We start from the raw sequence: 16,648 nt of genomic DNA, 5'->3' as shown, positions 1-16,648 counted from the left end.
CTCACCCACCTAGGAGGGGTTCCATGCCGGACGAACCGCACGGCGCCGTCGCCCCGCCCGCGGGACAGGCCCTGGCCCAGGGCTGGTGCGCCCTGTCCTCCCTGCACGGCCGGATAGAGACGCATATCGAGCGTGCGCTGCAGGCCAGGCACGATCTGAGCGTCCGCGAATTCTCCGTGCTCAACGTGCTCAGCGGGCAGCACGACGGCGACGGCGGACATCTGCAGATGAAGCAGCTCGCCGACTCCGTGGTGCTCAGCCAGAGCGCCACGACCCGGCTGGTCACCCGGCTGGAGGACCGCGGTCTCCTCGCCCGGTACATCTGCCCCGGCGACCGCCGCGGCATCTACACCGACGTCAGCGACGAGGGGCTGAAGCTCCTGGACGAGGCGCGGCCGACGCATGACACCGCGCTGCGCCAGGCCCTCGCCGAGGCCGCCCGGCGGCCGGAGCTGGCGCCCCTCGTCGCCGCCGTGGAGGGGCTGACCGGCACCGCGTGCTGATGCCGTCCGGGGCTCGTGGGGCCCGACGTAGGCTCCACCGCATGAGCGACTTCGAGATACGGCGCGCGACCGCCGATGACCTCCCGGCCATCGTGGCCATGCTGGCGGACGACCCGCTCGGCGCCCGCCGGGAGTCCCCGGACGACCTGGCCCCGTACCGCGCCGCCTTCGATCGACTGGCCGCGGATCCCCAACAGCGGCTGGTCGTCGCGGTCCGGGAGGGCCGCGTCGTCGGCACCCTCCAGCTGACCGTGATCCCCGGGCTGTCGCGGCGCGGCGCCACGCGCTCGATCGTCGAAGGCGTCCGGATCCACTCCGAGGAGCGCGGCGGCGGGCTCGGCACCCAGCTGATCGAATGGGCCGTCGAGGAGTCGCGCCGCGAGGGTTGCGTACTGGTGCAGCTCACCTCGGACGCGACCCGTATCGACGCCCACCGCTTCTACGAGCGGCTCGGCTTCGAGGCCAGCCACATCGGCTTCAAGCTGTCGCTGGCCTGAACCGGCCGGGTCTCACCTCCCGGCCAGTGGCCTCATAGCACCGTGAGGTCGACGGCCTCGGCCATCCGCCGGTAGCCCGCGTCGTTCGGGTGCTTGAAGTCGCCCGAGTCGTACGCCGGGTTCAGCCGCAGCGGATCGGACGGCGCGGCCATGACCTTCGCGAAGTCGACGACCGCGTCAAAGGCGCCCGAGGTGCGGATCCAGTCGTTGATCGCGGCACGCTTCGCCTCGGAGCGCGGGGTGTGGTACTCGGCGCCCCTGAACGGGAGGACCGTCCCGCCGATGACCTTGATCCCGCGAGCGCGGGCGACGGCGATCAGCTTCCGGTAACCGGCGATCACCTCCTCGGCCGACACCTGCGGATTGGGCTTGTAGGTGGGCAGTTCGACCTCGCTGAAGCCGATGTCGTTGAGCCCCTCGAGCAGGATCACCGACCGTACGCCCGGCTTGTCCAGGACATCGCGCCGGAAGCGGGCGGCCGCCCGGTCGCCGTACCAGGCCGAGTCGTGCAGCAGCAGATTGCCGCCGATCCCGGAGTTGAGGACGGGGCGCGGGGTGCCCGCGGCCGCCAGGCGCTCGGCCAGCAGGTCCGGCCAGCGGCGGTCGGCGTCGTAGGTCGAGCCGAAGCCGTCGGTGATCGAGTCGCCGAAGGCGACCACCGTGCCCGGATGCCGAGGGCCGCCGGTGACCTCGACATCGGAGAGGTAGTACCAGGAGTGGGTGGTCTCGGTGAAGGCCGTCCCGGCGCGGTCGGCGCGGTGGTCGCCGTCCGCGCGGAAGCTGCGGGCGTACGCCTGGGCGTGGAAGGTGGCGGGGCCGGTCGGGCGGTCGAAGTACAGCGTGACCGTGACCGGCTGACGGGCCGCAACCCGCAGCGGAGCCGCGTCGCTCACCGTCTCCCCGCCCGCCGGGATCTCCGCGGACCGCCGGTGCCCGAAGGTCAGCGCGCGCAGGCTCGCGCCGTGGACGGCGGCGCCGTGGGCGGTACGGGCGATGGTCGCGCCCGCGATCCGCAGCGGGGTGGTGCCATAGCGGTTCGACAGCCTGATCCGGGCGGCCGTACCGCCGCCGGTGACCCGGACGACCTGCCGCAGGGTCTGGGCGGTGCGCCCGGCGAACCCGCTCTCGGCCCAGTTCTCCTCGAAGCCCGCACTGGGGCGCTGAACGGGAGCGGCCCACCCGGCCGACCAGACGGCCCCCGTCCGGTCGCGGCCGACCGCCGGACCGCCCGGCCGGGCCGTGGCCGTCCCCGAGGCGCCCATGGAGGCGGCCATAACGGCGCTGAGAGCGAGGAGGGAGGCGCTGAAACGAAGCGAGGACAAGCGCACGGCGGGACTCCTGGGGAAGGGCTGACGAGTGGGTCCAGATCAGGCCGCTCCCGTACGCCGGTCGGCGGGTACGCGGACGCGGGTACGCGGTCACGGGAGCACATGAGCTCCGACGTACCGACGCACCGACGTACGGCCGAGCCGACCCACCGGCGTACCGACCCACCGGCGTACCGCTGTACCGGGCGAATCGGCTGACCCGGCGCACCGGCCTACCGACGTCCCCACCAACCGGCGTACGGGAGAACCGCGGACCAACCTGCCGCCCGCCGCACCGCTGACCCAGCCCCCAGCCGTGCGTACCACCGGCGAGGTCAGGCTATGGCCGCCGGATCCTCGACAGCCCGCCGGACCGCCGCACCCCCGCTCCGCCGCACCCCGACGCCTCCCCTCAGAGCGCCCGCCAGCCCTCCGGGTCGACCCCGCCGGGCACCGTGTCGCCCGGGGCGTAGGGCTCCCGGGTGAACACGAAGGTGCCCAGGTCCAGATGGGCCGCGGCGCCGCCCTCCCCCTCGACCACCCGCAGCGTCTCGCCCGCGTAATAGCCGTCGAGCCCCGTCCAGGTGCCGTCCGGCTCGGCCCTGAAGCGGGAGGCCCGGCCTCCCCCGGTGGCCGGGGACAGCTCAAGGCCGCGGTCCGCGCGCAGCCGCAGATGGTAGGCGCGGGGGCCCCAGTACCAGGGGCCGGTCAGCGCCAGCAGCGCCGGATCGACCTCGGTCAGCGGCCGCCACGGCTCGGGGATACGGGGCTCGCGCTCCGCCACGATCCGTATGAGGTCGGCGGCGATGGCACCGATCGCGGGCCCCGAGGTGGTGTTGGTCAGCGCGATCCCGGCCAGCCGGTCCTCGGCACTCACCCACAGCGAGGCCAGGAAGCCGGGCATGGAGCCGGTGTGGCCGTGGAGGAACCGCCCGCCGTGCCGGACGAGCTGCGTCCCCAGGCCATAGCCGCCGTCCCAGTCCCCCTCCTCGGGAGCGACGGCGGGGGCCCGCATCTCGGCCAGCGACTCCGCGCCGAGCACCCGCCCGTCCCCGTCCAGCAGGAAGGCGGCGAAGCGGGCCAGATCTCCGGCGGTCGACCAGAGCTGTCCGGCCGGGCCCATCCGCCCGGTGTCCTCCGCCGGTTCGGGCAGCAGCACATCCGCCCAGGGGTGCACCGCCCATCCCCCGGCGTGCGGAGCACGTGGCTCGAGCGACGTACGCCCCATCCGCAGCGGCTCCAGCACCTCATGCGCGAGCACCTCGCCCCAGGGGGCTCCGCGCAGCCGCTCGACCAGCGCGCCGAGCAGCGCGAAACCGGGATTGGAGTAGTGGTGGCGGCGGCCGGCGGGGTGGAGCAGCGGTCGCTCGCCGAAGATATCGGCCGTCTCGGGCCGCAGCGCTCCGGGCGTGCGCTCCCACCACGGACCGCGGGCCTCGGCGGCCAGACCCGAGGTGTGGGAGAGGAGCTGGGCCACGGTCGCGCCCTCGGCCTCCGGCGCGTCCAGGTGCTTGGCCAGCGGATCGCCGAGGTCCAGCAGCCCCTCGTCGCGCAGCCGCAACACCAGCACCGCCACGAAGGTCTTGGTCAGGGAGCCGATGCGGTACTGGGTGTCGGCGTCAGGTGCGGATCCGTCCACACAGCTGCGCGAACCCGTCCACACCAGCCGCCCCTCCCGCACCACGGCCCCCACCAGGGACGGGGCGCGGCCCTCGGCCTGGCCGCGGGCGAGGCGCCGCAGCAGGGCACGGCGGGTGGCGGGCAGCGGCTCGGCGAACTCATCCGCGTCGGGTGTGGTCATATCGGCACTCTACGGCGAGGGTCTGACAACGGTCGGTCATCGGCCGGCCGCCGGGCACCGCCCGGCCCCGCACCGCGCCCTGGCCTTGACGCCGGGGTCAAGGTCTACCGTCAGCACATGCGGATCGGAGAGCTGGCCGAACGGGCGGGTACGACCACCCGCACCCTGCGCTATTACGAGTCGCTCGGGCTGCTGCCCGCGCGCCGCACCGGCAATGGCTACCGGTCGTACGACGAGGAGGACCTGCGGCTGCTCCAGCAGATCCGCACGCTGCGGGACTTCGGCTTCGAGCTGGAGGAGACGCGTCCGTTCGTCGATTGCCTGCGCTCGGGCCATCCGGCCGGTGACTCCTGCCCCGCCTCGCTGGAGGTCTACCGGCGCAAGCTCGCCGAGCTGGACGAGTGCATCGCCCGGCTGGGCGCGATCCGGGAGCGGGTCGGAACGCAGCTCGTCCGGGCGGAGCGGGCCCGCGCCGAGTTGGAGACCGCGGCGACGGCACCCGGAGGCGCCCCGGAGCCGCACTGCGAGCTGGCCCCGCCAGGCCAGTGAACCCGCCGTAACCGCGGCCACGGCTCCACACCCACTACCGACGACGACCAAGGGAGACATGACATGTCACTGACACAAACCGGGGGAGTGGCCACGGTCACCGACGCCACCTTCGCCGAGGAGGTGCTGGCGGCCGGGCTGCCGGTGCTGGTGGAGTTCACCGCCTCGTGGTGCCCGCCCTGCCGGATGATCGCGCCGGTGCTGGCGGAGATCGCGCGGGAGGAGGGCCACCGGCTGAAGGTGGTGGCCCTGGACGTGGACGAGAACCCGTCCACCACCAACGCCTACGGAGTGCTCTCGATGCCGACGCTGATGCTGTTCCGCGCGGGCGAGCCGGTGCGGTCGCTGGTGGGGGCCCGCAGCAAGCGGCGGCTACTGGAGGAGTTCGGCGAAGCGCTCTGACCCCGCGGCTGACGCGATCTGACGGGCACCGGAGCCTCGGCCGAACCGCCCCTGCTACGTTGGCCGGACATGACCACCAGCGGGGGCGGCCCCAGCGGCCGTGAGCGGTCATCAGGCGGCAGTCAAGTGGCCATCGGGCGGCCATCAGTGGGGACGGAAAAGGTGAGGTCAGCGGTGCGCGTCCTGGTGCAGGGGAAACCCGTCGACTCCTATCCGGCGCTGCCTCCCGAGGCTGAGCGCGGTTCCCCACGCCGGATCACCGAGGTCGGTGAGGAGGTGCTGCGCCGCTCCTGCCGCGAGGTGACCGAGTTCGGCACCCCCGAGCTGAGCGCCCTCATCGACGACATGTTCCTCACCATGTACATCGCGGACGGCGCCGGGCTGGCCGCCAACCAAGTCGACGTCGATCTACGGCTGTTCGTCTACGACTGCCCCGACGACCACGGCGTACGGCACATCGGCCACATCATCAACCCCGTCCTGGACCAGCCCGACCCGGCCCACCGGCTGCTCATCGAGGAGGCCGAGGGCTGTCTGTCCGTACCGGGTGCGCGGATGGACGTACCGCGCACCGACCACACCGTGGTCCGCGGCGTCGACCAGTACGGCGAGCCGCTGGTGATCGAGGGCACCGGCTACTTCGCCCGGTGTCTGCAGCACGAGGCCGACCACCTCTCGGGGCACCTCTACATCGACCGGCTCTCCAAACGCGACCGTAAGGACGCACTGCGGCAGATGGCGGCCCGCCACGAGGAGGTCCTTGCCCGCCGCGCGGAGAAGGCGAAGGACCTGGGCCACCAGCTCCAGCCCTGACCGCTCCGGCCCAGCCGGCCCGGCCCCGGCCGCCGCTCACCGCGGCCACTGCGCGCGGCTCCTCCGGCCGCGCGTCACCGTGAGATGCGGGCTTCGATGCCGTCGAGCAGGAAGTCGAGGCCCATCCGGAAGGTGTGGTCGGCGTCCAGGTGGGCGGCATCGCGCACCACCGTGGCCAGCGCGGGGAATCGGCCGGTGGCGAAGGCCCGCTTCAGATAGGGCCCGAGCGAGGCCTGCCAGCGCTTCTCGTCCATCCCGGTGGCCCGCTCGGCACGCCGCTCGGCGATCTCCCGGCGCACCGCGCCGATCACATACGCGTTGACCGCGCCGACCACCGGCATGATGGCGTCCACGTCGATGCCGTCCAGTGCGGCCACCACGGTCTCCCCGGTGGCCAGCGCGTGCGGCCCGAGCTGGGGTCGGCCGCCCAGGAGATCGGCGAGCCATTCGTGCTCATGAGCGGCGTGCCGAGTGGCTTCGGCGAGCGACCGGAGCACCTCCCGCCAGCCGTCTCCGACCGGCCGGATCTCGGCATAGGCGGCGTCGACCATCAGGTCGAGCAACTCCTCCTTGCTGGCGATATAGCCGTACAGCCGCATCGGACGGACGTCCAGCGCGGTGGCGACCTTGCGCAGCGACACCGCGTCCAGGCCGTCAGCGTCGGCCAGTTGGATCGCCGCCCGCACGATCCGCTCCCGGCTCAGCGGGGCCGGGACGGGTCGATCCGGCGGCTCCGGCCTCTCCCACACCAACATGCCGCTCACCATACATCGCATCGATTCGATACAGTGTATCTTTCAGTACGGTGTATCGAAGGGGGAGGCAACCAGCCATGACCATTGCCATCGTCGGAGCGGGCCTCGGCGGCCTGGCTCTCGCCCGGGTGCTGTACGTGAACGGCATGGATTCCGTCGTCTACGAACGCGAAACGTCACGCGCTGCGCGCGGTCAGGGCGGCATGCTCGACATCCACTCAGGCCAGCGGGCGCTGCGCGAGGCCGGTCTGATCGACGAGTTCCGCGCGATTGCCCGTGGTGAGGGCCAGGACATGCGACTTCTCGAGCCGGACGGCACCCTGCTGCTCCAGGAGGACACGCCCGACGACGCCCCGCTGGAGCGACCCGAGGTCGACCGCGCCGATCTGCGCGACCTGCTGCTGGAATCCCTTCCCGAAGGCGTGGTGCGCTGGGGGCACGCGTACACATCCGCCGACGGGGGCCTGCTGCACTTCGCCGACGGCAGCAGTGCGCCGTACGACCTGCTGGTCGGCGCGGACGGCGCACAGTCCCGGGTGCGCGCGCTGCTCACCGACGCCCGACCGACGCACATCGGCCAGAACATCGTTGAGGTCGGCATTCCCGATATCGACCGCACCCACCCCGACCTCGCGGCGATGATCGGGCGCGGCAACTACTGGGTGCTCGGCGACGGACTGTCCCTGGCGGCGCAGCGCAACGGCGACGGCCGCGTTCGCATCGGCCTCAGCTTCTACCACACCGCCGCGGACTGGCTCGCCACCAGTGGGATCCCGTTCGACGACCCGGCCGCCGCCCGGACGCGGCTGATCGAACTGCTCCCCGGGTGGGACGCACGGTTCACCGCGCTGATCGCGGCCTGTGACGACACGGTCGTGCCGCGGCCGATCACCACCCTCCCGGTCGGCCTGACCTGGCCGTCGGCGCCAGACGTCACGCTGCTCGGCGATGCCGCGCATCTGATGCCGCCGGTGGGAGAGGGCGCCAACATGGCGCTGCTCGACGGCGCCCTGCTCGGTCTCGCGCTGGCCGCCCATCCGGATGACTTTCCCGCCGCCGTCAGAGAATACGAACGCGAGATGTTCGAACGCACCGGCGCTGCCGCCCGGATGTCCGCGGACATCCAGGAATTGCTGATGTCGCCGGACGCCGCCCAGAAAATGCTCGCGTTCTTCCAACCCGGCTGAAGGCGGCCACCTATCAGCGGCTGCTGGCACCTCCACTGCAGCGGCACCTCCGGACGGTGGGTGAACCGCTGTACGAGCGTGGGGAACAGGTAGTGCGTCGCCCCTGCGGCCAGGTTCTCTCGAAGCCAGTCGACCGGGAGGCGCTGGCTGAAGCCGTGCGTGGCGGTCATGTCGAGATGATGCCAAGAGGCCCGCGGCGCAGGGAGATCAGTGGGGCCGGGAGCTCAGCGGTGCCGGGACGCGATCCGCCGACGGGCAGGGCCCCAGACTTCCTCGAACTCCTCGGAGGTAAGTTCCTCGGGGTCATGGCCTTCCCATTCCGAGACGGGCAGCTCGGCCGTGCTCCCGAACCTGCTGTCGTACTCGTCCAGGCGGCCTGCGTCGCAGGCCCGCTGCCACTCGGCGAGGGACGCGGCCGCGACCGGGGTCAGCTCGGGCCCTTCGAGTTCGACCTGCCGGAGCACCCAGCCCTCCCCATCGACCTCGAAGTAGAACCAGATGTCTTCCTCGTCCCAGTAGCAGCGCATCCATGTGGTCACCGGGCCATGATGCCGGGCCCGACGCGCCTCCCCGCCCCGCTTTGGCGCATGGCTGGACGCTTGGGCTCGTGGCTGGGTGCTCGCGCTCATGGCTGGGCGATGAATCCCGCTGACCGAGATCCCGGCCCGCGATCCAAGCCGCCGCGCAGCGGGGGGTGTCAGGTCTGGGCCATGTCCACGAAGCGGGAGTAGTGACCCTGGAAGGCGACCGTGATCGTGGCCGTCGGGCCGTTGCGGTGCTTGGCGACGATCAGGTCCGCCTCGCCCGCGCGCGGCGACTCCTTCTCGTAGGCGTCCTCGCGGTGGAGCAGGATGACCATGTCCGCGTCCTGCTCGATGGATCCACTCTCGCGGAGGTCCGAGACCATCGGCTTCTTGTCCGTGCGCTGCTCGGGGCCCCGGTTGAGCTGGGAGAGCGCGATGACGGGCACTTCCAGCTCCTTGGCCAGCAGCTTCAGGTTCCGCGACATGTCCGAGACCTCCTGCTGGCGGCTCTCGGGGCGCCGGGCGCCGCCGGACTGCATCAGCTGCAGGTAGTCGATGACGACCAGCTGGAGGTCATTGCGCTGCTTGAGGCGGCGGCACTTGGCGCGGATCTCCATCATCGACAGGTTCGGGGAGTCGTCGATGAAGAGCGGGGCCTGGGAGACGTCCGGCATCCGGCGGGCCAGCCGGGTCCAGTCCTCGTCGGTCATGCTGCCGGAGCGCATGTGGTGGAGCGCCACTCGAGCCTCGGCGGAGAGCAGCCGCATGGCGATCTCGTTGCGCCCCATCTCCAGGGAGAAGATGACGCTCGGCATGGCGTGCTTGATGGAGCAGGCGCGCGCGAAGTCGAGGGCCAGGGTGGACTTGCCCATGGCGGGGCGGGCGGCGATGACGACCATCTGGCCCGGGTGCAGCCCGTTGGTCAGGGAGTCCAGGTCGGTGAAGCCGGTGGGCACGCCGGACATCTGTCCGCTGCGCGAGCCGATCGCCTCGATCTCGTCGAGCGCGCCCTCCATGATGTCGCCGAGCGGGAGGTAGTCCTCGCTGGTGCGCTGCTCGGTGACGGCGTAGATCTCCGCCTGGGCGTTGTTGACGATCTCATCGACGTCACCGTCCGCCGCGTATCCCATCTGGGTGATGCGGGTGCCCGCCTCGACCAGGCGGCGCAGCACGGCGCGCTCGTGGACGATCTCCGCGTAGTACTCGGCGTTGGCGGCGGTGGGCACCGACTGGACGAGGGTGTGGAGGTACGAGGCGCCGCCGACCCGGGCGATCTCGCCGCGCTTGGTCAGCTCCGCGGCGACGGTGATCGGGTCGGCGGGCTCGCCCTTGGCGTAGAGGTCCAGGATGGCCTGGTAGACGGTCTCATGGGCGGGCCGGTAGAAGTCATGGCCCTTGAGGACCTCCACCACATCGGCGATGGCGTCCTTGGAGAGCAGCATGCCGCCGAGGACGGACTGCTCGGCGTCGAGGTCCTGGGGTGGAACGCGCTCGAAGCCGGAGCCCTCCCAGGGGGAGCCGCCGCCTCCGTCGCGGTCGCCGCCGTCGCGGCCCCGGCCGCCGCCGTCACCGCGGCGGAAGCGGGGGGACGGGAACCGGTCGGACGAGCCGGAGTCCGCCCAGGGGTCGTCCATGGGCTCGGGCACGCTCACACCGCCACCTCCTCCCGTCCGCGAAGCGAACCTTGCTGTGCCCGTCCTTCTTACGGCACGGCTATGACACAACTGAGCGGCCGGCTTTCCGGACACGGCGCATCGGAGGCTGGGGTTTCCAGGGCCGGATCGGGTGGCGGGCGCCGGACCACGGTAGGCCCGTCGGGACCGCCAGCCAACTTGGTTATCCACAGGGCATGTGGATGATGGGATCCATCCTGTGGGTAAGTCGCGCGAACCTGTGCACGGGCCGGGGGACAGTGCTGTGGACAAACACACAATCACCTCGAGAGGCCAAGCCTGACCTGCGGTTTCTCTATCCAGTGGCTGTGTAGAAGAAAAACTTCCGCCCCTAGCGCAAGATCACGACAAAGGGCGCAGAGAAGATCGTCGCGCGCGCCGCCTTGTAAGGACCGGAGGCAGCTTGTGTCTCTTACCTGTGGACGATTACATTGCCCTCATGACACAGGCCCCCACGAGCGCGCGGAGCACCCCGCGCCACCACGACCGCGAGATCATCGCACTCGCGCTTCCCGCCTTCGGCGCACTCGTGGCGGAACCCCTCTTCGTCATGGTCGACAGTGCCGTCGTCGGCCATCTGGGCACCGCCCAGCTGGCCGGTCTGGGCGTCGCCGCGGCCCTGCTCGCCACCGCCGTCAACATCTTCGTCTTCCTCGCCTACGCCACCACCGCGGCGGTGGCCCGCCGGGTCGGCGCGGGCGACCTCGCCGGGGCGATACGCCAGGGCATGGACGGCATCTGGCTCGCCCTGCTGCTCGGCGCCGCCATCATCGCCGTCGCCCTTCCCGCCGCCCCCGCCCTGGTCGACCTCTTCGGCGCCTCGGACACCGCCGCGCCCTACGCCATCACCTATCTGCGGATCAGCACCCTCGGCATCCCCGCGATGCTGGTGGTGCTCGCCGCCACCGGCGTGCTGCGCGGCCTCCAGGACACCCGTACCCCGCTGTACGTCGCCATCGGCGGCTTCGGGGCCAACGCCGCGCTGAACGCCGCCCTGGTCTATGGGGTCGGGCTGGGCATCGCGGGCTCGGCCTGGGGCACGGTGATCGCCCAGAACGCCATGGCCGCCGTCTACCTCGCGGTCGTCATCCGGGGCGCACGCCGCCATGGCACCTCGCTGCGGCCCGATGCCGCGGGGATCAGGGCCTGTGCCCACGCCGGGGCGCCACTGCTGATCCGTACGCTCTCGCTGCGCGCCGTGATGCTGATCGCGACGGCCGTGGCGGCCCGCCTCGGCGACACCGATATCGCCGCCCATCAGATCGTGCTCACCCTGTGGAGCCTGCTGGCGTTCGCCCTGGACGCCATCGCCATCGCGGGCCAGGCGATCATCGGACGCCATCTGGGCGCCGGTGACGAGGAGGGGGCACGGGCCGCCTGCCGTCGCATGGTGCGGTGGGGCGTCGCTTCCGGCGTGGCGCTGGGCCTGCTGGTCGTCGCCTCCCGGCCGCTGTTCATCCCCCTGTTCACCACCGATTCCGCGGTACGGGACGCCCTGCTGCCCGCCCTGCTGGTCACGGCCCTCATCCAGCCGGTCTCGGGAGTGGTCTTCGTCCTCGACGGCGTGCTGATGGGCGCGGGCGACGGGCCGTATCTGGCCTGGGCGATGATCGCCACCCTGGCCGTCTTCGCTCCGGTGGCGCTGCTGGTGCCCTCGCTCGGCGGGGGCCTGACCGCGCTGTGGTGCACCATGGCGCTGATGATGTCGGTCCGGATGGCGACCCTGTGGCTGCGCACCCGCTCCGGCCGCTGGATCGTCACCGGCGCGGTACGGGGCTGAGCCCATGCCCCGCCGTCCAGCCCCGACACGGCGGAGGGCAGCGCGGCGAACGGCAGCGCGTCGGAAGGTCGGCACGGATGGGGGCCGACACGGGAGTGGTAGAAGGCTGGCGCACGGCGGAGGGCCGCACCCCACACAACGGGGATGCGGCCCTCCGGTGCACTGTGCACGGCGCCGACGGCGACCGTCACGGCCGTCGTCGTCAGGCGGCGACGACCTCGACGCCGACCTTGGCGGCAACCTCGGCGTGCAGACGGACCGAGACCTGATGCGCGCCCAGGGTCTTGATCGGGGCCTGCACCTCGATGCGGCGCTTGTCGACATCCGGGCCACCCGCGTCCTTGATCGCCGAAGCGATGTCGGCCGGGGTGACAGAGCCGAACAGCCGACCAGCATCGCCGGCACGGGTCTTCAGACGCACCTTGACGCTCTCGAGCTGAGCCTTGACCTCATTGGCCTGCTCGATCGTGGCGATCTCGCGGATGCGACGACCGCGGCGGATCTGCTCGACGTCCTTCTCGCCGCCCTTGGTCCAGCGAAGCGCCAGACCACGCGGGACCAGATAGTTACGGGCGTAACCGTCCTTGACGTCCACGACATCACCGGCGGTGCCGAGGCCGGAGACCTCGTGGGTGAGGATGATCTTCATGAGTCAGTCACCCTTCCCTTATCGCGCGGTGGAGGTGTAGGGCAGCAGCGCCATCTCACGGCTGTTCTTCACGGCCGTGGCGACGTCACGCTGGTGCTGGGTGCAGTTGCCGGTGACCCGGCGGGCACGGATCTTGCCGCGGTCGGAGATGAACTTCCGCAGCAGGTTCGTGTCCTTGTAGTCGACGTAGGAGATCTTCTCCTTGCAGAACACGCAAACCTTCTTCTTAGGCTTGCGAGCAGGCGGCTTCGCCATTGTCTCTCTCCAGTGTGATCAAGAAGTGTGTGCTGGTCGCCCTGACCAGACCGCGCGCTGTTTCACGTGAAACAACGCCTCGGGTCTAGAAGGGCGGCTCGTCCGAGTAGCCCCCGGAGTTGCCGGAGCCGCCGCCCCAGCCACCACCACCGCCGCCCTGGCCACCGGCCGGAGCGCCGGTCGCCCACGGGTCGTCGGCCGGAGCGCCGCCGCCCTGCTGCTGGCCGCCGCCGCTGGGGCCGCCGCCCCAGCCGCCGCCCTGGCCACCGCCGCCACCGCCGCCGTAACCACCCTGACCACCGCGACCGGTGGTCTTGGTGACCTTGGCTGTGGCGTTGCGCAGGCTGGCGCCGACCTCGTCGACATCCAGCTCATAGACCGTGCGCTTGATCCCCTCGCGGTCCTCATAGGACCGCTGCTTCAGACGGCCCTGCACGATGACGCGCATGCCGCGCTGAAGGGACTCGGCCACGTTCTCCGCGGCCTGCCGCCACACCGAGCACGTGAGGAAGAGGCTCTCGCCGTCCTTCCACTCGTTGGTCTGCCGGTCGAAGGTACGGGGAGTGGACGCGACGCGGAACTTCGCGACCGCCGCACCGGACGGGGTGAAACGCAGCTCGGGGTCATCGACGAGATTGCCGACGACCGTGATGACGGTCTCGCCTGCCATTGGGGGAACCTCTCGGCGGGTACTGCTGGGCTGCTTGCTACTCGTTGCGATTCGGCCCCGATGACCGCTGAACGCTTACGCGGTCAGTGGGTCTCGGGACGGAGGACCTTGGTCCGGAGGACCGACTCGTTCAGGTTCAGCTGGCGGTCGAGCTCCTTGACGACCGCGGGCTCGGCCTGCAGGTCGATGACCGAGTAGATGCCCTCGGGCTTCTTCTTGATCTCGTACGAGAGACGACGACGGCCCCAGGTGTCGACCTTCTCAACCTTGCCGTCGCCCTCACGGACAACGGAGAGGAAGTTCTCGATCAGCGGGGAGACAGCGCGCTCCTCGAGATCGGGGTCGAGGATGACCATCACCTCGTAGTGACGCATGTGGAACCCACCTCCTTTGGACTCAGCGGCCACGGTCGTTCCGTGGCAGGAGGGTCGTGATGCGTATCCGCTTCGGCGTCGGTACAGACACCACCGCGGACGGTACACAGTACCCGGCACCGGCCGCCCGCTTGAAATCCGGGCGTCTTGGCCCGCAATCTGTACACATCGGGTGTGAGCGGCGTAACAGTTCGCCGCCCTGCTCTATGGGCCTACCTGGAGGTGCCCCATGGCACAGGCAGCACGATCCCACCACGGCTTGCTCAGCTTCCTGGACACCGACGGCAAGTCGCATCCCGTAGAGAACACGGTCGCCGTGGTGACCGTGGTGATCGGCGTGATCGCCTTTGTCACGGCTCATTTCCCTCACCTCCACCTGGTCAGCTCGTGGGTCGGGCTGATCGGGATGATCAGCGGTGCCTGGGGCCAACTGAGGTCCGTGACCACCGGTGAGCGGTTCCTGCTGATCATCGGGCTCGGTGCCGCCGGGGTCGGCTTCTATCTGGGCATGGCACATGGAGGGCTCTTCGGCGGCGTGCTGGGCTGAGCCGCGCGGAGCCCGGTTCTCCCCGGGCCCGAACGGGGTGTGTCCCGGTCGCAGTAGGCTTCGGCGCGAGAGCCGGAGCCCCGACCCTGGGGACAAACCTGCCGAGGAGCGCCCCACATGAGCCTGACCCTGAGGACGATCAGCCGAGAGCAGCATCTGGCGTACATCCAGAGCCTGTCGGCGGCAAGCCACATGCAGGTGCCTGCATGGGCTGACGTCAAGTCGGAGTGGCGCTCGGAGAACCTCGGCTGGTTCGACGCCACGGGTCAGCTCGTCGGCGCCGGTCTCGTCCTCTACCGCCAGCTGCCCAAGATCAAGCGCTATCTCGCCTATCTCCCCGAGGGCCCGGTCATCAACTGGTACGCCCCCAATCTGGAGGACTGGCTGCGCCCGATGCTCGCGCATCTGAAGCAGCAGGGCGCCTTCTCCGTGAAGATGGGCCCGCCGGTCGTCATCCGCCGCTGGGATTCCGCCGCGATCAAGTCCGGCATCCAGAGCCCCGACGTCAAGCGGCTGCGCGATATCGAGGCCACCTTCATCGAGCCGCGCGCCTTCGAGGTGGCCGAGCGGCTGCGGCGGATGGGCTGGCAGCAGGGCGAGGACGGCGGGGCCGGCTTCGGTGACGTCCAGCCCCGGTATGTCTTCCAGGTGCCGCTGGAGAACCGCTCCCTGGAGGATGTCCACAAGGGCTTCAACCAGCTGTGGCGCCGCAACATCAAGAAGGCCGAGAAGGCCGGTGTCGAGGTCGTCCAGGGCGGCTACGAGCATCTCGCCGAGTGGCAGCGGCTCTATGAGATCACCGCGGAGCGCGACCACTTCCGGCCGCGGCCGCTCAGCTACTTCCAGCGCATGTGGACGGCCCTCAACACCGAGGACCCCAACCGGATGCGGCTGTACTTCGCGATGCACGAGAACGAGGCCGTGGCCGCCGCCACGATGCTGATCGTCGGCGGCCATGTCTGGTACTCCTACGGCGCCTCCGCCAACCACAAGCGCGAGGTCCGGCCCTCGAACGCGATGCAGTGGCGGATGCTCCGCGACGCCTACGCACTGGGCGCGACCGTCTATGACCTGCGCGGCATCAGCGACTCCCTCGATGAGACGGATCATCTCTTCGGCCTGATCCAGTTCAAGGTGGGCACCGGCGGGCAGGCTGCCGAATACCTCGGCGAGTGGGACTTCCCGCTCAACAAGTTCCTGCACAAGGCGCTCGACATCTACATGTCGCGCCGCTGACCACGATCCGCTGTTTCCCATACCTCCAATACACCGCGGCTACGAGAAAGGTTCCGTGACCGGTCAATGGCGCTCACCCTCTACGTCGACACCGCTCGCTGGCGGGCGCATCAGCAAACGGTGATCCAGCAGTTCCCGGGGATAGTCCCGGTCTGCAAAGGCAACGGCTACGGCTTCGGCCATGAGCGGCTGGCCGAGGAAGCCGCCCGCTTCGGCAGCGACATCCTCGCGGTCGGAACCACGTACGAGGCCGCCCGGATGAAGGACTTCTTCAGCGGTGACCTGCTCGTGCTCACCCCCTTCCGCCGCGGTGAGGAGCCGGTGCCGCTGCCGGACCGGGTGATCCGTTCGGTCTCGTCGGTCGACGGCGTCTACGGCCTGGTGAACGCGCGCGTGGTCATCGAGGTCATGAGCAGCATGAAGCGGCACGGCGTCACCGAGGAGGACCTGCCCAAGCTGCACGCCGCGATAGAGAACGTCCGGCTGGAGGGGTTCGCCATCCACCTCCCGCTCGACCGCACCGACGGCCTGGACGCGGTCGAGGAGGTCATCGCCTGGATGGACCGGCTGCGGGCGGCGCGGCTGCCGCTGCACACCATGTTCGTCAGCCACCTCAAGGCCGAGGAACTGGCCCGGCTCCAGCAGCAGTTCCCGCAGACCCGCTTCCGGGCGCGGATCGGCACCCGGCTGTGGCTGGGCGACCACGACGCGACGGAGTACCGGGGCTCGGTGCTCGACGTCACCCGGGTCGCGAAGGGTGACCGCTTCGGCTACCGCCAGCAGAAGGCCGCCTCCGACGGCCATCTGGTCGTGGTCGCGGGCGGCACCTCGCACGGCGTCGGTCTGGAGGCGCCCAAGGCGCTGCACGGGGTGATGCCCCGCGCCAAGGGGGTCGCCCGCGCCGGTCTGGCGACCGTCAACCGCAATCTCTCGCCGTTCGTGTGGGCGGGCAAGCAGCGGTGGTTCGCCGAGCCGCCGCATATGCAGGTGTCCATCCTGTTCGTGCCCAGTGAGGTCCAGGCACCCGAGGTGGGGGATCAGCTGGTGGCCCATCTGCGGCACACCACGACGCAGTTCGACCGGCTGCTCGACCGCTGAGCCCGCAGCGGGTGGGGCTCCGCACCGC

The 16,648-nt window shown here is 70.7% G+C and carries 19 protein-coding genes; 10 read left to right on the top strand and 9 right to left on the bottom strand.

What is annotated here, in order from left to right:
• Nucleotides 1–23: 23 nt before the first annotated feature.
• Together VT50_RS16350 and VT50_RS16345 are read left to right on the top strand one after the other, a co-directional pair.
• Nucleotides 24–503, top strand: coding sequence for a MarR family winged helix-turn-helix transcriptional regulator (locus VT50_RS16350; RefSeq protein WP_046085079.1), 480 nt, complete (start codon nt 24–26; stop codon nt 501–503).
• Between the two features lie 41 nt (nt 504–544).
• Complete coding sequence (locus VT50_RS16345) at nt 545–1,000, top strand: GNAT family N-acetyltransferase (protein ID WP_046085080.1); 456 nt, start codon at nt 545–547, stop codon at nt 998–1,000.
• 32 nt (nt 1,001–1,032) lie between these two features.
• Here VT50_RS16345 and VT50_RS16340 read toward each other — a convergent pair whose 3' ends face one another.
• On the bottom strand, nt 1,033–2,328 hold the full coding sequence (locus VT50_RS16340; RefSeq protein WP_046085081.1) for an SGNH/GDSL hydrolase family protein: 1,296 nt from the start codon (nt 2,326–2,328) through the stop codon (nt 1,033–1,035).
• Between the two features lie 391 nt (nt 2,329–2,719).
• Entirely contained in the window at nt 2,720–4,108 is a 1,389-nt protein-coding gene (locus VT50_RS16335) for a serine hydrolase domain-containing protein (protein WP_046085082.1), read from the bottom strand.
• Nucleotides 4,109–4,225: 117 nt separating this feature from the next.
• On the opposite strand from VT50_RS16335, the gene VT50_RS16330 reads away from it, so the two are divergent.
• The 3 genes from VT50_RS16330 (at nt 4,226) to def (ending at nt 5,872) form a co-directional block, all read left to right on the top strand.
• Nucleotides 4,226–4,657: a MerR family transcriptional regulator gene (locus VT50_RS16330; RefSeq protein WP_046085083.1), complete on the top strand. Its 432-nt coding sequence runs from the start codon at nt 4,226–4,228 to the stop codon at nt 4,655–4,657.
• 63 nt (nt 4,658–4,720) lie between these two features.
• A complete protein-coding gene (gene trxA / locus VT50_RS16325) occupies nt 4,721–5,059 on the top strand; it encodes a thioredoxin (protein WP_046085084.1) in 339 nt (112 codons plus the stop codon).
• A 174-nt stretch (nt 5,060–5,233) separates the two neighbouring features.
• On the top strand, nt 5,234–5,872 hold the full coding sequence (gene def / locus VT50_RS16320) for a peptide deformylase (RefSeq protein ID WP_206269417.1): 639 nt from the start codon (nt 5,234–5,236) through the stop codon (nt 5,870–5,872).
• Nucleotides 5,873–5,946: 74 nt separating this feature from the next.
• On the opposite strand, the gene VT50_RS16315 is transcribed toward def, so the two are convergent.
• Nucleotides 5,947–6,627: a TetR/AcrR family transcriptional regulator gene (locus tag VT50_RS16315; protein WP_046085120.1), complete on the bottom strand. Its 681-nt coding sequence runs from the start codon at nt 6,625–6,627 to the stop codon at nt 5,947–5,949.
• A 77-nt stretch (nt 6,628–6,704) separates the two neighbouring features.
• On the opposite strand from VT50_RS16315, the gene VT50_RS16310 reads away from it, so the two are divergent.
• Nucleotides 6,705–7,814: an FAD-dependent oxidoreductase gene (locus tag VT50_RS16310; protein WP_046085085.1), complete on the top strand. Its 1,110-nt coding sequence runs from the start codon at nt 6,705–6,707 to the stop codon at nt 7,812–7,814.
• Between the two features lie 224 nt (nt 7,815–8,038).
• Here VT50_RS16310 and VT50_RS16305 read toward each other — a convergent pair whose 3' ends face one another.
• Nucleotides 8,039–8,341 carry a hypothetical protein gene (locus tag VT50_RS16305; protein WP_046085086.1) on the bottom strand — a complete coding sequence of 101 codons (303 nt, stop codon included), beginning with the start codon at nt 8,339–8,341 and terminating at the stop codon, nt 8,039–8,041.
• Between the two features lie 170 nt (nt 8,342–8,511).
• The gene (gene dnaB, locus VT50_RS16300; RefSeq protein ID WP_046085087.1) at nt 8,512–9,990 is read right to left on the bottom strand and encodes a replicative DNA helicase; all 1,479 of its coding nucleotides are present in this window, start codon (nt 9,988–9,990) and stop codon (nt 8,512–8,514) included.
• A gap of 460 nt (nt 9,991–10,450) precedes the next feature.
• Here dnaB and VT50_RS16295 point away from each other — a divergent pair, with 460 nt between their 5' ends.
• Nucleotides 10,451–11,791 (top strand): MATE family efflux transporter, encoded by a 1,341-nt coding sequence (locus tag VT50_RS16295; protein WP_046085088.1) that lies wholly within the window; start codon nt 10,451–10,453, stop codon nt 11,789–11,791.
• Nucleotides 11,792–11,993: 202 nt separating this feature from the next.
• Here the strand turns inward: VT50_RS16295 and rplI are convergent, their stop codons facing one another.
• From rplI to rpsF, 4 genes are all read right to left on the bottom strand, one after another.
• Entirely contained in the window at nt 11,994–12,440 is a 447-nt protein-coding gene (gene rplI / locus VT50_RS16290; protein ID WP_046085089.1) for a 50S ribosomal protein L9, read from the bottom strand.
• Nucleotides 12,441–12,458: 18 nt separating this feature from the next.
• A complete protein-coding gene (gene rpsR / locus VT50_RS16285) occupies nt 12,459–12,695 on the bottom strand; it encodes a 30S ribosomal protein S18 (protein WP_003978893.1) in 237 nt (78 codons plus the stop codon).
• An 85-nt stretch (nt 12,696–12,780) separates the two neighbouring features.
• Nucleotides 12,781–13,365, bottom strand: coding sequence for a single-stranded DNA-binding protein (locus VT50_RS16280; RefSeq protein ID WP_046085090.1), 585 nt, complete (start codon nt 13,363–13,365; stop codon nt 12,781–12,783).
• Between the two features lie 83 nt (nt 13,366–13,448).
• Nucleotides 13,449–13,739: a 30S ribosomal protein S6 gene (gene rpsF, locus VT50_RS16275; RefSeq protein ID WP_020869989.1), complete on the bottom strand. Its 291-nt coding sequence runs from the start codon at nt 13,737–13,739 to the stop codon at nt 13,449–13,451.
• A gap of 229 nt (nt 13,740–13,968) precedes the next feature.
• Here rpsF and VT50_RS16270 point away from each other — a divergent pair, with 229 nt between their 5' ends.
• The 3 genes from VT50_RS16270 (at nt 13,969) to VT50_RS16260 (ending at nt 16,620) form a co-directional block, all read left to right on the top strand.
• The gene (locus VT50_RS16270) at nt 13,969–14,286 is read left to right on the top strand and encodes a hypothetical protein (RefSeq protein WP_046085091.1); all 318 of its coding nucleotides are present in this window, start codon (nt 13,969–13,971) and stop codon (nt 14,284–14,286) included.
• A 117-nt stretch (nt 14,287–14,403) separates the two neighbouring features.
• Nucleotides 14,404–15,522, top strand: coding sequence for a lipid II:glycine glycyltransferase FemX (locus VT50_RS16265; RefSeq protein WP_046085092.1), 1,119 nt, complete (start codon nt 14,404–14,406; stop codon nt 15,520–15,522).
• A gap of 66 nt (nt 15,523–15,588) precedes the next feature.
• Nucleotides 15,589–16,620 carry an alanine racemase gene (locus VT50_RS16260; RefSeq protein ID WP_046085093.1) on the top strand — a complete coding sequence of 344 codons (1,032 nt, stop codon included), beginning with the start codon at nt 15,589–15,591 and terminating at the stop codon, nt 16,618–16,620.
• The last annotated feature ends 28 nt before the right edge of the window (nt 16,621–16,648 follow it).

It is taken from the genome of Streptomyces antioxidans (assembly GCF_000968685.2).
In the GTDB taxonomy this organism is placed as follows: domain Bacteria; phylum Actinomycetota; class Actinomycetes; order Streptomycetales; family Streptomycetaceae; genus Streptomyces; species Streptomyces antioxidans.
The sequence above is the reverse complement of the archived record's forward strand: the minus strand, read 5'-3'. Positions and strand labels throughout refer to the sequence as shown.

Excerpts from the sequence above, each read along its gene's own strand:
- VT50_RS16350 (WP_046085079.1), top strand. The coding sequence starts at position 24 with ATGCCGGACGAACCGCACGGCGCCGTCGCCCCGCCCGCGGGACAGGCC.
- VT50_RS16345 (WP_046085080.1), top strand. The coding sequence starts at position 545 with ATGAGCGACTTCGAGATACGGCGCGCGACCGCCGATGACCTCCCGGCC.
- VT50_RS16335 (WP_046085082.1), bottom strand. The coding sequence starts at position 4,108 with ATGACCACACCCGACGCGGATGAGTTCGCCGAGCCGCTGCCCGCCACC.
- VT50_RS16330 (WP_046085083.1), top strand. The coding sequence starts at position 4,226 with ATGCGGATCGGAGAGCTGGCCGAACGGGCGGGTACGACCACCCGCACC.
- trxA (WP_046085084.1), top strand. The coding sequence starts at position 4,721 with ATGTCACTGACACAAACCGGGGGAGTGGCCACGGTCACCGACGCCACC.
- VT50_RS16315 (WP_046085120.1), bottom strand. The coding sequence starts at position 6,627 with ATGTTGGTGTGGGAGAGGCCGGAGCCGCCGGATCGACCCGTCCCGGCC.
- VT50_RS16310 (WP_046085085.1), top strand. The coding sequence starts at position 6,705 with ATGACCATTGCCATCGTCGGAGCGGGCCTCGGCGGCCTGGCTCTCGCC.
- VT50_RS16305 (WP_046085086.1), bottom strand. The coding sequence starts at position 8,341 with ATGCGCTGCTACTGGGACGAGGAAGACATCTGGTTCTACTTCGAGGTC.
- VT50_RS16295 (WP_046085088.1), top strand. The coding sequence starts at position 10,451 with ATGACACAGGCCCCCACGAGCGCGCGGAGCACCCCGCGCCACCACGAC.
- rplI (WP_046085089.1), bottom strand. The coding sequence starts at position 12,440 with ATGAAGATCATCCTCACCCACGAGGTCTCCGGCCTCGGCACCGCCGGT.
- rpsR (WP_003978893.1), bottom strand. The coding sequence starts at position 12,695 with ATGGCGAAGCCGCCTGCTCGCAAGCCTAAGAAGAAGGTTTGCGTGTTC.
- VT50_RS16280 (WP_046085090.1), bottom strand. The coding sequence starts at position 13,365 with ATGGCAGGCGAGACCGTCATCACGGTCGTCGGCAATCTCGTCGATGAC.
- rpsF (WP_020869989.1), bottom strand. The coding sequence starts at position 13,739 with ATGCGTCACTACGAGGTGATGGTCATCCTCGACCCCGATCTCGAGGAG.
- VT50_RS16270 (WP_046085091.1), top strand. The coding sequence starts at position 13,969 with ATGGCACAGGCAGCACGATCCCACCACGGCTTGCTCAGCTTCCTGGAC.
- VT50_RS16265 (WP_046085092.1), top strand. The coding sequence starts at position 14,404 with ATGAGCCTGACCCTGAGGACGATCAGCCGAGAGCAGCATCTGGCGTAC.
- VT50_RS16260 (WP_046085093.1), top strand. The coding sequence starts at position 15,589 with ATGGCGCTCACCCTCTACGTCGACACCGCTCGCTGGCGGGCGCATCAG.